Raw genomic sequence first — 14748 nt, forward strand, 5'->3', positions numbered from 1 at the left:
GGGACGGCGGCACCGCGCCGACTCCGGGCCCCGGGCCGGGTTCGGGCCGTGCCGGGTTCGGTGCGCAGCCCGGGGTACGGCCATTGTGTGTGCCGGTGCCGGTGCCGGTGCCGGTGCCGGTTCCGCAGGGCCGGGAGGCCCGGGGAAGTGCCGGAACCGGAGCCGGGACCCGGCGGCGGTCCCCTGTCTCCCCGGGGATTGCCGCACGCCCGTACGGCCCACCATCCGAGGTACCCGGACCACTCGGGCCATCCGCAGTGCCCGGGCCACCCGTCCCGTTCCGTCCCGTCCCGGGCCACCCGTTCCGTCCCGTCCCGGGCCACCCGTTCCGCCCCGGGCTTCCGCCCCGGGCTTCCGCCCCGGGCTTCCGCCCCGGGCTTCCGCCCCGGGCTTCCGCCCCGGGCTTCCGCCCCGGGCTTCCGCCCCGGGCTTCCGGTCCCGCGCGGCCCGGTCAGCCGCCGGTCCCGCCCACGCCGTCCGTGCCCGTGTGCTCGCGGACGTACGACTGGAGCAGCCGCGGCACGGTGTACCGGGCCGAGTGGGCCGACACCTCCTCCCCGGGGCAGCCGACCGCGCCCGCCTCGATCAGCCGCTCCAGCCTGCGCAGCGCCTCGTCAGTGCCGCAGCCCAGGGCCTCGGCGGACTCCCCGAGGGTGAACGGCACCCCGACCGGCAGCCGCGCGATGCGCAGCAGCGCCCCGCGCCCCTCCTCGGACAGGTCCCGCCAGCTCGCCTCCAGCCGGGGGCGGACCGCCACGTCGCCCGCCGCCAGTTCGCCCAGCGCCGCCGCCGGATCGGCCAGCCGCGCCGCGTACTCGGCCAGCGGCAGATGGCGCAGTACGGCGAGCCGGTTGCCGCTCACCCGCACCGCGAGCGGCAGCATCCCCCCGGCCGCGACGATGCGCCGGGCGGCGGCCGGGTCCCGGGCGAGCCGTTCGGCCCCGGCGATGCGGGCCAGCAGCTCCAGGGCCTCCGCCTCGGTGTACGCGGGCAGGCCGACCCGGGTGACCCCGGCCAGCCCGGCCAGTTGGGCCCGCGCGGTGACCAGCACCCGGCCGTGGCCCTCGCCGGGCAGCAGCATCCGCGCCGTCGCCTCGTCGGCGGCGTCGTCCAGGACCAGCAGGACCCGGCGCCGGGAGAGCCAGCCCCGGCACAGCGCCGCCGTCCGCCCCGGGTCGGCCGCGGCCCGGTCCAGCCCCGCCAGCCGGGCGACCTCCCCGACGACCGAGGCCGGGGGCCGGGGATGACCGGCCGCGGTGCGCAGGCCCACCAGCAGCAGCCCGTCCGGGAAGCGTCCGGCCAGCCGCCGGGCGGCGTGCACCGCGAGCACCGTCTTGCCCGCGCCCGCCGCCCCGGTGACCAGCGCGTCCCGGCCCCGCCGCAGCGCGCCCTCCAGCTCCCGCAGCGGATCCTCGCGCCCGGTGAAGTCCGCGAGGCCCGGCGGCAGCAGGCAGCCCGGGCCCGGCCCGGGGACGGCGGACGCGGCCGGGGCCCCGCGCCCGCCGCCGTCCCCGTCGCCGAGGACCGTCCGGTGCAGGGCCGCCAGCCGGGCGCCCGGCGGCAGCCCCAGCTCCCGGGCCAGTTGCTGCCGCACCTCGTCGTAGACCGCGAGGGCCTCGGTCCGGCGGCCGGACAGGTGCAGGGCGCTCATCCGGGCGGCCTGGAGCCGCTCCCTGAGCGGATGCCGCTCGGCGGCGGCCCGCAGCCCGTCGGCGACCGCCTCCGCGTGGCCCGACGCCAGCTCGGCCTCGGCCCAGTCCTCGAACACCCCGGCCCGGTCCGCGTCGAGCCGCCGCACCGCCTCCTGGACCTGCGGCGAGCACCGCAGCTCGGCCAGCGGATCGCCCCGCCAGAGGCCGAGCGCCCGGCCCAGCAGCCCGGCGCAGAGGGCCTGTTCGCCGCGGAGCCCGGCCGCCCGGCCCTGCCGGGCGAGCGCCGCGAACCGCAGGGAGTCCAGCTCCCCGGGCTCGACCCGCAGCGTGTAGCCGCTGTCCTGGCACACCAGCCGCCCGGCGGCGGGGCCGTCCAGCAGCTTGCGCAGTGCCGAGACGTAGACCTGGAGGTTCTTGCGGGCGGTCCGGGGCGGCTCGTCCTCCCACACGGCGTCGGTCAGCCGGTCCACCGTCACGGGCTGGTTGGCGTGGCAGAGCAGCACCGCGAGCACCAGCCGCTGCTTGAGCGGCCCCAGCGGGCGGGGCCGGCCGTCGACGGTCAGGGCGAGCGGGCCGAGCACGGAGAAACGGAGCCCCATGTCCTCCGGCTCCCCGGCCTCCGCCCCACGGGCCTCCGCCGCTCCGGCCGCCGGGCCCCCGGCCGGCGCGGGCCGGGCGTCCCGGCCGGGGCCGGTGCGCGTGTGCCGGGCGGGCCGGACGCCCGTCGCGGTCACCGACACCCCTCCGTCCGGCGGGGGCGGTCCGGCCGGGCGGTGAGGGGTCCGCGTCCGGGGGTTCTCCCCCGGGGGGTGGCCCGCCCGTACCCGGCGGCTCCCGCCGTCCGGACGTCCGGGGCGGCCCCGTGCACCCCCGGGACCATGGTGCGCATCTCGTCCATCGCTGTCGTCGCGCCGTAGGGGGTCATGCGTCCAGCGTGCGCGGCGCGGGCCCGGCCGCCCATGGGCGCGTGCCCCCGCATTCCGTCCCCCGTACCGCCCGGCCGCCTCCGGCCGCCGGGAATCCGGGGGCGGGCCCCCATATCGCGGCGGGTCCCCCGCTGGCATTCTGACGGCCATGACCGAAGCCGAGGCCTGGTGGAGCAGAGGCGTGACACCGGCCGAGCGGACGGCTGCCGGGCACCGGCCGGGGGATGCGGTGCGCGGCGGCCCGACGCCGGTGCCGTCGGGCGACGCCCGGCACCGGGACCACCCGCGCGCCGGGGGGTCCCGGGCACGGTCCGGTCCGCACGGGGACGCCCCGGGCACCCTGCCGTCCGGGGCGTCGGGGGCGTCCGGGGCATCCGGGGCGTCGCGAGCGTCCGGGGCGTCCGCCGCCCGGCCCGCCCGTCCCTCCTGGGCCGCCACGGTGGAGGAGGCGCTGGCCCGCGCCCCCGCCGAGGGGATCCCGCCGCCGGCCGGAGCCGACTGGCGGGAGGCGTTCGCGGCGGTCCTCGCGCCGTTCACCGCGCACGCCGCCGACCGCCTCCTCGACGCCGCCCGCCGGAACGGCGCCGACGCGGTCGCCGACCTCGCCGCCGTACGGGACTGCTTCACCGACCGGCTCGGTCGGGACCTCGTGACCCTCGCCCGGCGCACCCTGGTCCTGGAACTCCACACCGCGCGCGCCGCGGGACGGCTGCGCGGCGCCACGCCCGAGCAGCGGTTCGCCGACTTCGCGGGGCGCGCCGCCGCCCGGCCCGCGCTGCGCGCCCTGCTCACCCGCTACCCGGTCCTGGCCCGGCTGCTGGCGCGCACCGCCGAGCAGGCCGTCGCCGCCTGGGTGGAGATCCTCGAACGGCTCGCCGCCGACCGTGCCGACCTGGTCGCCGCCGTGTTCGCGGGCCACGACCCGGGGCCGCTGGCCGAGGTGCGCACGGGCGCGGGCGACCGGCACGAGCGGGGCCGCTCGGTGGCGGTGCTGCGCTTCGGGGACGGCACCCGGGCGGTGCTCAAGCCCCGGCCCGTCACCGTCCACCGGCACTTCAACGACACCGTCCACTGGCTCGGCGCCCACGTGCCGGGCCTCGGCCTGCGGACCCTGCGGGTGCTGGAGCGGCCGGGCCACGGCTGGGTCGAGTACGCCGAGGCCGGGCCCTGCCCGGACCGGGACCACGTCGCCCGCTTCTACCGGCGGACGGGCGCGCTGCTGGCGCTTTTCCAGGCGCTCGGCACCACCGACCTGCACGCGGAGAACCTCATCGCCTGCGCCGACCAGCCGGTGCCGGTGGACGTGGAGACCCTCCTCCAGCCGCGTCTGGCCCGCCCGGCCACCGACGATCCGGCGATGCGCGCCCTGGACTCCTCCGTCCACCGCACCGCGCTGCTCCCGGCCCTCCTCGTCGGCGAGCGGGGGGCGCTGGACGTGTCCGCGCTCGGCGGCGACCGGGACGCCCCGCTGCCCGACGCGGTCCCCGGCTGGTCCGCGCCGGGCACCGACGAGATGCGCCTGATCCGCACCACCGGCGTCTTCGCGGGCGCCGCCAACCGGCCCCGGCTGGACGGCGAGGACGCCGACCCCGGCCCGTACGCCGACGACCTGCTCGACGGCTTCCGGCTGGCCTACGACGCGATCACCGCGCACCGGGACGAACTCCTCGGCCCCGGCGGGCTGCTGGCCCGCTTCGCCGGGGACGGCACCCGGGTCGTCCTGCGCAACACCCACTGGTACGCCACCCTGCTGGACGAGTCCACCCACCCCGACGTGCTGCGCGACGCGGCCGACCGGGACCGGCTGCTCGGCCTGGTGCGACGGGAGTCGGCCGCCGACCCGGTGCTGGGCCCGCTGGCCGACGCCGAACTGGCCGGGCTCTGGGAGGGCGACGTCCCGCTGGTCGGCTACCGGCCGGGGGACCGGGAGCTGACGGTGGGCCGGCTGACGGCGGGCGGCCTGGTCAGCCGGTCCGGACTGGCGGAGGCGGAGCGCCGGATCGCGGCGATGAGCCCGACCGACCGGCTCGACCAGGAGTGGGTGATCCGCGCCGCCCTCGCCACCCGCCGCGCCCACGCCCCCTGCGGCGACCCCCCGCTCCCGGGCACCCCCGTCCCCGCCACGCCGGAGCGTCCTGCCGATTCGCCGCACGGCGCGCCCAACACGACGGCAGAGCAATCCCGTTGGGTGTCCGCAGCGGCCACCGTGCCGAAGACGCCCGGCTCTTGGCCGTCCGGAGGGGCCACGGTGCCGGTGTCGCCGATTCCTTCGCGTTCCGGCGCGCCCGAATCGCGCACGGTGCCCGAGGCGCCCGATGCGGCCGCGGTCATCGCGCCGGTGTCCCTCGTTTCCTCGCCGCCCGGTACGGCCGCCGCCCCGCCCGTCCCTCCGCCCGCCCCGGGTGACGCCCTGTCCGGTCCGGCCGTCGGCCCGTACGATGCCGGCATGGCCGCGTCCGGAACGGCGCACGTCACCCCCGCCCCCGCTCCCGGTGCGGGCCCCGCCGGGGTCCCGCCGGGTCCCCCCGCCCGGCCCTCCGCCCCCCAGGAGAGGGCACCGGTCCCGTGCCGGCTCCCGTTCCCGGCGCCCGGCCCGGCGGCCACCCCGTACGGGCCGCTCTCCGCCGGGGCACCCGACGAGGAGCGGTTGCTGGCCGCCGCCGGGGCCGTCGCCGACCGCGTCCTGGCCGCCGCGCAGGACAACGGCCGGCGGGTCAACTGGCTCGGCCTGGAACCCCTGGACGGCCGGGTGTGGGCGATCCTCCCGCAGGGCGCCGGGCTCGCCCACGGCTACCTCGGCACCGCCCTCTTCCTGGCCCAGCTCGCCCGCCTGACCGGCACCGCCCGCTACGCCACCGGCGCCCGGCGCGCGCTCACCGCCGTGCCCGGACTGCTCACCGCCCTCGCCGGGCGGCCCACCGACGCCGCCGTCATCGGCACCGGCTTCGCCGGGCTCGGCGGGATCGCCTACGCCCTCGCCCGGCTCGCCGTCCTCCTCGACGACGACGCCCTCGCGGACCTGGCCGACACCGCCGCCCTCGCCGCCACCACCGCCCCGGACGACGGGGACCCCGGCGTGCGGGAGGGCGACGCGGGGCTGCTGGCCGCGATGCTCGCCGTGCGGTCCACCACGGGCTCCGCCCGCGCCGCAGACACCGCCCGCCGCTGTGCCGTCCGGCTCGCCGCGCTGGACCCCGGCCACCTGCCCGCGGGCGGCCTGGACAGCGGGGCGGCCGGGATCGGCTGGGCCCTGCTCCGCTACGCCCGGGCCACCGGCGACGACCGGTTCACCGCCCCCGGGCACGCCGCCCTGCGCACCGCCGCCGCCCGGTACGCCACCGCCCCCGTCGGCACCGGCTGGTGCGACGGCGCCGCCGGGACCGCCCTGGCCGTCGCCGACAGCCCCCGCGCGCTCCGCGACCCCGGCCCGGCCGCCCTGCTGGACCGCGCCGTGTCCGCCGCCGCCACCGCCCCGACGGCCGACCACAGCCTCTGCCACGGCGAGGCGGGCGCCCTCGACCTGCTGCTCACCGCGACCGCCGCCGGGCGCGCCGCCCCCGGCACGGTCCTCGCCCGCGCCGGGGCCCTGCTGAGCACCCTCGACCGCCTCGGCCCGCGCTGTGCCACTCCCGACGCCGTCAGCACCCCCGGGCTGCTGACCGGACTCGCCGGCATCGGGTACGCCCTGCTCAGGACCGCCTGCGGGGACCTCGTCCCGTCCGTCACCCTGCTCGCGACCCCCGGCTCCGACCGCGCCGCCGCCCCGCACCCGCGGGCCGGGCACCCCGCTCCGGCGGGGGAACACGACCGCACCACCGCACCGCGTCCCATTCACCGCACCCTCCAAGGAGACGTCCGATGAGCCATGGCGTACGCACCACGCGCTGGAACGACGCGGAGGACACCTCCGCCACCCCCGCCGGGAACCCGGCCGGGGAGATCCGGTTGCCCGCGGCCCCGGCGGCCGGGCAGCGCGCCAGACTCCTGGCCGGGATGACCGAGTACAACGAGCCGAGCACCATCATCCAGACCACTTTCAGCCTCAGCATCATCTGATCCGATTCCAGGGCGAATTGACGCCCTGTTCGGCACCCGCCACCGGCGGTTAGCATCTGGCCATGTTGGTGACATCGCCGGTGGTGGTCGGCCGTGCGGAGCAACTCGGACTGCTCGACGCCGGACTCGCCGCCGTCGGCGCGGGCCGGGGCCGCGCGGTGTTCCTGCTCGGTGAGGCGGGGATCGGCAAGTCGCGGCTCGCCGGTGAGTGCGCCTACCGCGCGGTCACCGGCGGCCTGGCCGTGCTGCGGGGCCGCTCCGGCCCCGGCGCGGGCGCCGCCGCCCCCTTCCGGCCCATCGCCGAGGCGCTGCTCTCCCTCTTCCGGGTCAGCGGACCGCCCCGCGCCCCCGAACTCGTGCCCTACCGCTCCGCGCTCGCGGGCATCCTGCCCGAATGGCGCGCGGGCGGCACCCCGGCCGAGCCGACCTCGCTGATCGAGACGGCCGAGGCGGTGCTGCGGGTGCTGCTCGCCGTCGCCCGGGACCGCGAGTCCCATCCGCGGCCCGGCTGTCTGCTGATCCTGGAGGACCTGCACGACGCCGACGCCGAGACGCTCGCGGTCGTCGAGTACCTCTGCGGCAACCTCGCCGACCTGCCGGTCTTCCTGCTGGGCACCCTGCGGTCGGAGGCGGGCGCCGCCGGCACCCTGGTCCGGGAGGCCGCCCGGAGCCGCTGCGCGGACCTCACCGAACTGCTGCCGCTCAGCGCCGAGCAGGTCACCGCGATGGCCGGGGCCGCCCTCGCCGCGGACGCCGCCCGGCCGCTGCCCGGCGCCGATCCGCCGCCGCTGCCCGGACCGGTGGCCGAGCGGCTGGCCCGGGACGCCGAGGGCAATCCCTTCGTCGTCGAGGAACTGCTCAGCGGCATGATCACCGCCGGGGTGCTGCGCCGCAGCCCCGCCGGCGACTGGGAGGTCTGCGGCGACCTCGGCATCGACGTCCCCCGGACCGTGGTGCACAGCGTCATCCGCCGGGCCGACCGGCTCAGCCCCGCCGGGCGGACCCTGCTGGACACCGCCGCCGTCCTCGGCCGCCGCTTCCCCCTCTCCGTGCTCCAGCGGATCACCGGGCTGGGCGACCGCGATCTGCTGGTCCACCTGCGGGCCGGGATCGACGCCCAGCTCATCTCCTCCAGCGGCCCGGTGGCCGACTGGTACGAGTTCCGGCACGCGCTGACCGCCGAGGCCCTGCTCAGCGGACTGCTTCCGACCGAGCGCGCCGCCCTCGCCCGCCGGGCCGCCGACGCCATCGAGCAGGCGTACCCCGGACTGCCCGGCGAATGGTGCCCCCGGGTCGCCGGGCTCCGCCTCACCGCCGGGGACCCCGCGGCCGCGGCCCGGCGGTACGCGGAGGCCGGGGAGGCCGCGCGCCGGGAGGGCGCCGTCGACTCCGCCGTCTCGTTCCTGGAGCGCGCCCAGGAGCTGCTGTCCGCCACCGAGCGCGCCCCCGTCGTCGAGCAGCTGCTCTACACCCTGATGGAGTCGGGGCGGCTGGACCGCGCCCTCGCCCTCGTCGACACCCTGCCCGTCACCGGTCCCGGCGCCCTGGACACCGCCCGCGCCGCCGCCCTGCGGGCCCGCCTCGCCTGGGCCACCGTCACCGCCGCCCGCTACGCCGACGCCGCCGCCCAGGCCCACCACGCCCGCCGCCTCTTCGCCCGCCTCGGGGACGGCCCCGCACCCGCCGTGGACGTGGTCGAGGCCCACCTCGCGCTCGCCGACACCGGTCCCTCCGGCGAGCCCGGGGCGGGCGGGGCCGGTACGGACACGGGGGCGGCCGCGACGGAGGCCGGCGCCGACCGGGCCGACCGCGCCGAACGCCTCGCGCGCCGAGCGGCGGAGGAGGCGGAACGCACCGGACTGCCGGAAGTGGCCTGTCAGGCATGGCAGTTGCTGGCCATGCTGGAACGCCGGCACGGGTTCGACCGGGCCGACGCCTGTCTGGAGCGCGGCCTCGCGCTGGCCACCGAGCACGGACTGACCACCCTCCAGATCGACGCCCTGCTCCGGCTCGGCAGCAACGACTTCATGCGCGGCGGCTCCTCCGCCCTGCTGGAGCGCGCCCACCGGGCCGCCGTCGACCACGGTGCGCTGGTGCTGATGCACAACGCCGAGGCCAGCCTCGCCATGCAGGCCGTCCTCACCGGCCGCTACACCGCCGCCCGGGAGCTGGCCGACCGCTGTGTCCTGGCCACCGCCCGGCTGCGCAACACCGACAACCACCAGTTCGTGCTGCTCACCCGCGCCACGCTCGCCGCCCACCGGGGCAACCGCCGCGAGATGGAGCGGGAGCTGGCCGAGTTCCGCCGCTGGGACGGGGACACCTCGCTGCAACTGCCCGTGCTCTTCGGCAGCCGGGCCGTCTGCGCGCTGCTGGAGGAGGACCACGAGCAGGCGCTGCGCGAACTCGACCAGTCCCTCGTCTGGGAGAAGCGCCACCCGTCCGTCTTCTACCTCAACGGCCGCTACGGACTGCGCCCCCTGCTGCGGGCCCTGACCGGGCGCGCCGACCCCGCCGAGCACGCGGCGGTGGCCGCCCACCCCGCCGCCGCCCTGCCGTGGAACCGCCAGTTCGAGCGCTTCGCCCTGGCCGTCCACGAGGGCCGGGCCGGGCACGCCCTGCGGGCCGGGGGAGCGGTGGAGCAGGCGGTCCGGGCGGGCGGCCCCTTCCCGATGGGCCGCCGGATCGGCCTGCGGCTGGTCGCCCAGGCGGCCCTGGCCGACGGCTGGGGCGATCCGGTCGCCTGGGCCCGGGAGGCGGAGGAGTACTTCCACGAGGCGTCCGTCCCGGCCGTCGCGGGCGCCTGCCGGGAACTGCTGCGCCGGGCGGGCGCGACGGTCCGCCAGCGCCGCCGCGGCGCCTCCGGCATCCCCGCCGCGCTGCGCCGCATCGGGCTCACCCCCCGGGAGTACGAGGTCTTCCTGCTCCTGGTGCCGAGGCTCGGCAACAAGGACATAGCGGAGCGGCTGTACATCTCCGCCCGCACCGTCGAGAAGCACGTGGCGAGCCTGCTGGCGAAGACCGGCAGCCCCCACCGGTCGGCGCTGTGCGACTACGCCGCCGAGGCGACCGGCCCGGCCGGACCCGGCTGACCCGGGCCGTACGCCGCCGGACCCCGGCCGGACCCGGCTGACCCGGGCCGTACGCCGCCGGACCTCGGGCGGACCCGGCTGATCCGGGGCCGTACGCCGCCGGACCCTCGGGCCGTATGGAGCCGGAGCCGGAGCCGGGGGCCGGGGCCGGACCCGGAGCCCGATCCGTACGCCGCCGGGAACGGACACCGCCCGCCGCTCGCGCCCCGCCGTTCCTCCCGCCTCTGCCGTCGGGAGCCCCGTCTCCACGCGTCGTCGTCCCCGTGGCGCCGCTTCCCGTGGGCCGTCGTCCGCACGGTGCCCGTCCCCGTGGGCCGCCGTCCCCGCGGTGCCTGCTCGCACGGCGCCCCCGGTCCCCGCGCCCCCGTCCCCGCGCCTCCGCCCCACCGTCCCCGTCCCCGCGTGCCCCGCCCGTCGCCCCTCCCGCCCCGGGGAAACCGGCCTGCCGCGGACCGCGGACCGCCGGACGGCTCGCACGCACGTTTCCACGGGGCCGGGCGGTCGTTACGGGGGGATATGAGACATCGACAAGGGCGCGCGCGGCGCCCGGGGGCCGCTCTGGCCGCCGTACTGACATGGGCGGGACTCCTGGCGGGCACCGCCGGCTGCTCCGGCGGCGGGGTCGGCTTCGGGGAGGTGTTCGGCAAGCCGTCCGCCGCCCGGGAGGTCATCCGTGTCACCCCCGGCGACGGCGCCGCGGGTGTCCCGCCGGGTGGGCGGCTGTCCGTGCGGGTGCCGGACGGGCGGCTGGAGTCGGTGCGGGTGGTGGTCTCCCAGGACGCCGGGGAGCGCGAGGTGCCGGGCCACGTCTCCGCCGACGGCCTGGGCTGGCGGCCCGCCGACGACCGGCTCGCCCCGGCCGCGAGGTACACCGTCGACGCCGTCGCCGTGGACGGCCTGGGACGCCGCTCCGCCCGCCGCACCACCTTCACCACCCGGGTCCCCGACGAGCGGTTCATCGGCCATGTCGTCCCCGAGGACCGCGCCGTCGTCGGCACCGGGATGATCGTCTCGCTGGAGTTCAGCCGGACGCTGACCGACCGCGCCGCCGTCGAACGCGGCGTCAGCGTGACCGCCGAGCCCGCCGTCGAGATCCGCCCGCACTGGTTCGGCAACGACCGCCTGGACTTCCGCCCCGAGACGTACTGGACGCCCGGCACCGAGGTCACCGTCGCCCTGGACCTGCGCGACGTCGAGGGGGCGCCGGGTGTGTACGGGATGCAGCGCAGGACGTTCTCCTTCACCGTCGGCCGCAGCCAGGTCTCCGTGGTCGACGCCGCCGAACGCACCATGCGGGTCAGCCGGGACGGCACCGTCGTGGCCACCCTGCCGGTCACCGCGGGGGCGTCCGCCACCCCCACCTACAACGGCCGCATGGTGATCAGCGAGATGCTCGACGTCACCCGCATGGACAGCCGCACGGTCGGCTTCGGCGGCGAGTACGACATCCCCGACGTGCCGCACGCCATCCGGCTGACCGCCTCCGGCACCTTCCTGCACGGCAACTACTGGTCCCCCGGGGACACCTTCGGCCGGGCCAACGTCAGCCACGGCTGCGTGGGCCTGCGTGACGTCCGGGGCGGCGGCGCCGACACCCCGGCGGGCTGGTTCTTCGACCGCAGCCTGGTCGGCGACGTCGTCGAGGTCGTCCACAGCGCCGACCGCACGGTCGACGCGGACAACGGGCTCGGCGGCTGGAACATGCCGTGGCGGCGGTGGACGGCGGGCAGCGCGGTCCACTGACCCCGCGGGCCACCTCCCGCGCCCCTGCGGACACCCGTCCCGCGCCCCGCGCGCCCCCTGCTCCGAGCCCCCGCGCCCCCGCTCCGGCACTCGGTACGGAACGGTGACAGTCCCCCGCGCCGGACCCCGCCGGCCCGCGGTTACGATGCGCCGAAGCGCGCGCGGGCGCGCCGGGGCGCGGGCCGGAGCAGGCCCGGCGAGGGGAGCAGACGTGAACGTGGGTCCGATATCGGGGGCGCTGTCGGAGAACATCCGCGGACGGGGCCGCGGAGGAGCGCGCGGAGGGCTGGGGGCCCTGCTCGCCGGGGCGCTGGTGCTGGTCCTCACCGCCTGCGCGGGCAACGGCGCGGGCACGGGCGCCGGCACCGCCGCGGTCGGCGGCGGCAAGGAGGCCGGGCCCTCTCCCACGGCGTCGGGCCCCTCCCGGGCCGCCGTCACCATCGCCCCCGGGGACGGCGCCACCGCCGTCGCCACCAGCGGCGCCCTCCGGGTCGGCGCCTCCGGCGGCAGGCTCACCGAGGTCGTCGTCAAGAACCCCGACGGCGGCCGGATCGCCGGGCGGACCTCCGCGAACGGCACCGTCTGGACGCCGTCCACCCATCTCGCCGCCGCCACCACCTACACCGTCCGCGCGGTCGCCCAGGACGCCGAGGGCCGCGCCGTGACCCGCGACTCCCGCTTCACCACCCTCACCCCGCAGCAGACCTTCCTCGGCACCTTCACCCCCGAGGACGGCTCCGAGGTCGGCGTAGGGATGTCGTTCTCCCTCCGCTTCACCCGGGGCATCACCCGCCCCGAGGCCGTCGAACGGGCCGTCACCATCACCACCGAACCGGCCGTCGAGGTGGCGGGCCACTGGTTCGGCAACGACCGCCTGGACTTCCGCCCCGAGCACTACTGGAAGGCCGGCACCAAGGTCACCGTCGCCCTGAACCTCGACGGCGTCGAGGGCCGCGAGGGCGTCTACGGCAAGCAGAACCGCACCGTCTCCTTCACCATCGGCCGCGACCAGGTCTCCGTCGTGGACGCCGCCGCCCACACCATGAAGGTCACCCGGGAGGGACGGACCGTCAGGACCATCCCCGTCACCACCGGCGCGCCCGGCTACGCCACGTGGAACGGCCGGATGGTCATCACCGAGAAGCTCCGGGAGACCCGGATGAACGGCGACACCGTCGGCTACGGCGGCGAGTACGACATAAAGGACGTCCCGCACGCCATGCGGCTCTCCACCTCCGGCACCTTCATCCACGGCAACTACTGGGGCGGCGACGCCTTCGGCAACCGCAACGCCAGCCACGGCTGCGTGGGGCTGCGCGACGTGCAGGGCGGCTGGGACGAGGAGGCCCCCGGCCGCTGGTTCTTCGAGAACTCCCTCGTCGGCGACGTGGTCGTGGTCGAGAACTCCGAGGACGGGACCATCGCCCCGGACAACGGCCTCAACGGCTGGAACATGTCCTGGGAGGAGTGGACCGCCTGAGCCGTCCCGGTCCGCGTGGACGGACGGCGGCCCGGTGTGACCGACCGCACCGGGCCGCCCGCGGTTAATCCCCGTTAACCTGCTGGGCATGACCGTACATCTCGAAGTCGCGGACGGCGTCGGCACGCTGCGCCTGGACCGCCCGCCCATGAACGCGCTGGACGTCGCCACCCAGGACCGGCTCAGGGAGCTGGCCGAGGAGGTCACCCGCCGCGAGGACGTGCGCGCCGTGGTCATCCACGGCGGCGAGAAGGTGTTCGCGGCGGGCGCGGACATCAAGGAGATGCAGGCCATGGACCACGCGGCGATGGTGCTGCGGGCCCGCGCCCTCCAGGACTCCTTCACCGCCGTGGCCCGCATCCCCAAGCCCGTCGTCGCCGCCGTCACCGGCTACGCGCTGGGCGGCGGCTGCGAACTCGCGCTCTGCGCCGACATCCGCGTCGCCGGTGAGAACGCCAAGCTGGGCCAGCCCGAGATCCTGCTCGGCCTGATCCCGGGCGCCGGCGGCACCCAGCGCCTCGCCCGCCTCGTCGGCCCCTCCCGGGCCAAGGACCTCATCTTCACCGGGCGCCAGGTCAGGGCCGACGAGGCGCTGGCCATCGGCCTGGTGGACCGGGTGGTGCCCGCCGCCGAGGTCTACGAGCAGGCGCACGCCTGGGCCGCCCGGCTCGCCAAGGGCCCCGCCATCGCGCTGCGCGCCGCCAAGGAGTGCGTCGACGCGGGCCTGGAGACGGACATCGAGACCGGTCTCGCCATCGAACGGAACTGGTTCGCCGGGCTGTTCGCCACCGAGGACCGCGAGACCGGGATGCGCAGCTTCGTGGAGGAGGGTCCCGGCAAGGCCGTCTTCCGGTGAACCCCGCGTGCGCCGGGCGAGGTTGGGTCGGTGTCGCACGCGTCCCCCGATGGGGCGGTTCTGGTCCGCATCGAGAAGCTTTCGAGCGCGCCGTGCCGGGGAAATCCGCCGGGTTCCGCCGAACCCGCCCCTCCCGCAGGTCAGGCGGGTTGTGCGCCGTCACTCGGTGCCGCTGGCACATGCCGTACGGGTGGTCCCGCGCCGAGGCTTCGCACCGGCGCATTCGCGGGAACCGCCCCGGAGCGCGCGCCGGACGGCCATGATGGGGGCATGTCGGGGCTGGAGGGTACGGATCAGCCGCGGGGAACCGGAGGTGCGACCGCGTCGCGCTGGTCGCCGGCGGTCGAGGACGAGCACGGGCTGCGTGCGATGGAGTCGTTCGGCGACCCCTCGGAGCGCGAGGTGCGCCTGCGCTCCCTCCCCGAATCCGCCGCCACCGCCCGGCGGCTGGCCCAGATCGTCGCCCTGCGCTGGAAGGTGGGCCCCCGGGTCACCGAGGACACGGCGCTGCTCGTCTCCGAGCTGGTGGGCAACGCCGTGCGGCACACCGGGGCCCGCTGCTTCGGCCTCCATCTGCGCAAGGGTTCCGGACGGATCCGGGTCATGGTCCGCGACCCCTCCCGGGGGCTGCCCTGTCTGCTGCCGGTGCAGGAGACGGACATCAGCGGGCGGGGCCTCTTCCTCGTCGACAAGCTGTCCGACCGGTGGGGGGTCGATCTGCTGCCGATGGGAAAGACGACGTGGTTCGAGATGAGGGTCTCGGACCGCTGACCCCCCGGGCCGCCTCGGGCTCCGCTCCCGGGCCCTGGCCCCGGGCTCCGGGCCTCGCTCTCGGTCCCCGGGCCTCGCTCCTGGGCCCCGCCCCGGGCTCCCGCCTTCGCCGTTCGATCCCCGTCCCCCGGGACCTGCTCCCGCCGCCCCGCGCCCCGTCCCCGGGCTCCGG

General features: G+C 77.9%; 8 protein-coding genes. 7 read left to right on the forward strand and 1 reads right to left on the reverse strand.

Annotated features, from left to right (window positions below):
- Positions 1 to 451: 451 nt before the first annotated feature.
- A complete protein-coding gene (locus GTY84_RS34485; protein WP_161224719.1) occupies positions 452 to 2251 on the reverse strand; it encodes an AfsR/SARP family transcriptional regulator in 1800 nt (599 codons plus the stop codon).
- A gap of 475 nt (positions 2252 to 2726) precedes the next feature.
- Between GTY84_RS34485 and lanM the strand changes: the two genes are divergently transcribed.
- From lanM to GTY84_RS04200, 7 genes are all read left to right on the forward strand, one after another.
- Positions 2727 to 6440, forward strand: coding sequence for a type 2 lanthipeptide synthetase LanM (gene lanM / locus GTY84_RS04170; RefSeq protein WP_161224720.1), 3714 nt, complete (start codon positions 2727 to 2729; stop codon positions 6438 to 6440).
- On the forward strand, positions 6437 to 6634 hold the full coding sequence (locus tag GTY84_RS04175; RefSeq protein WP_161224721.1) for a hypothetical protein: 198 nt from the start codon (positions 6437 to 6439) through the stop codon (positions 6632 to 6634). The genes lanM and GTY84_RS04175 overlap by 4 nt, the downstream gene beginning before the upstream one ends.
- 62 nt (positions 6635 to 6696) lie before the next feature.
- Positions 6697 to 9726, forward strand: a complete 3030-nt coding sequence (locus tag GTY84_RS04180) for a LuxR family transcriptional regulator (RefSeq protein WP_161224722.1) — start codon at positions 6697 to 6699, stop codon at positions 9724 to 9726.
- Positions 9727 to 10242: 516 nt separating this feature from the next.
- Positions 10243 to 11469, forward strand: a complete 1227-nt coding sequence (locus GTY84_RS04185; RefSeq protein WP_161224723.1) for an Ig-like domain-containing protein — start codon at positions 10243 to 10245, stop codon at positions 11467 to 11469.
- Positions 11470 to 11719: 250 nt separating this feature from the next.
- Complete coding sequence (locus GTY84_RS04190) at positions 11720 to 12949, forward strand: Ig-like domain-containing protein (protein WP_345943337.1); 1230 nt, start codon at positions 11720 to 11722, stop codon at positions 12947 to 12949.
- 88 nt (positions 12950 to 13037) lie between these two features.
- Entirely contained in the window at positions 13038 to 13805 is a 768-nt protein-coding gene (locus GTY84_RS04195) for an enoyl-CoA hydratase-related protein (RefSeq protein WP_161224725.1), read from the forward strand.
- A 270-nt stretch (positions 13806 to 14075) separates the two neighbouring features.
- Positions 14076 to 14576 (forward strand): ATP-binding protein, encoded by a 501-nt coding sequence (locus GTY84_RS04200; protein ID WP_161224726.1) that lies wholly within the window; start codon positions 14076 to 14078, stop codon positions 14574 to 14576.
- The last annotated feature ends 172 nt before the right edge of the window (positions 14577 to 14748 follow it).

Origin of the sequence: Streptomyces sp. SID8352 (assembly GCF_009862265.1) — a bacterium.
GTDB lineage: Bacteria > Actinomycetota > Actinomycetes > Streptomycetales > Streptomycetaceae > Streptomyces.

Coding starts and splice junctions, on each gene's coding strand:
- GTY84_RS04175 (WP_161224721.1), top strand. CDS start 6,437: ATGAGCCATGGCGTACGCACCACGCGCTGGAACGACGCGGAGGACACC.
- GTY84_RS04200 (WP_161224726.1), top strand. CDS start 14,076: ATGTCGGGGCTGGAGGGTACGGATCAGCCGCGGGGAACCGGAGGTGCG.
- GTY84_RS04185 (WP_161224723.1), top strand. CDS start 10,243: ATGAGACATCGACAAGGGCGCGCGCGGCGCCCGGGGGCCGCTCTGGCC.
- lanM (WP_161224720.1), top strand. CDS start 2,727: ATGACCGAAGCCGAGGCCTGGTGGAGCAGAGGCGTGACACCGGCCGAG.
- GTY84_RS04195 (WP_161224725.1), top strand. CDS start 13,038: ATGACCGTACATCTCGAAGTCGCGGACGGCGTCGGCACGCTGCGCCTG.
- GTY84_RS04180 (WP_161224722.1), top strand. CDS start 6,697: ATGTTGGTGACATCGCCGGTGGTGGTCGGCCGTGCGGAGCAACTCGGA.
- GTY84_RS34485 (WP_161224719.1), bottom strand. CDS start 2,251: ATGGGGCTCCGTTTCTCCGTGCTCGGCCCGCTCGCCCTGACCGTCGAC.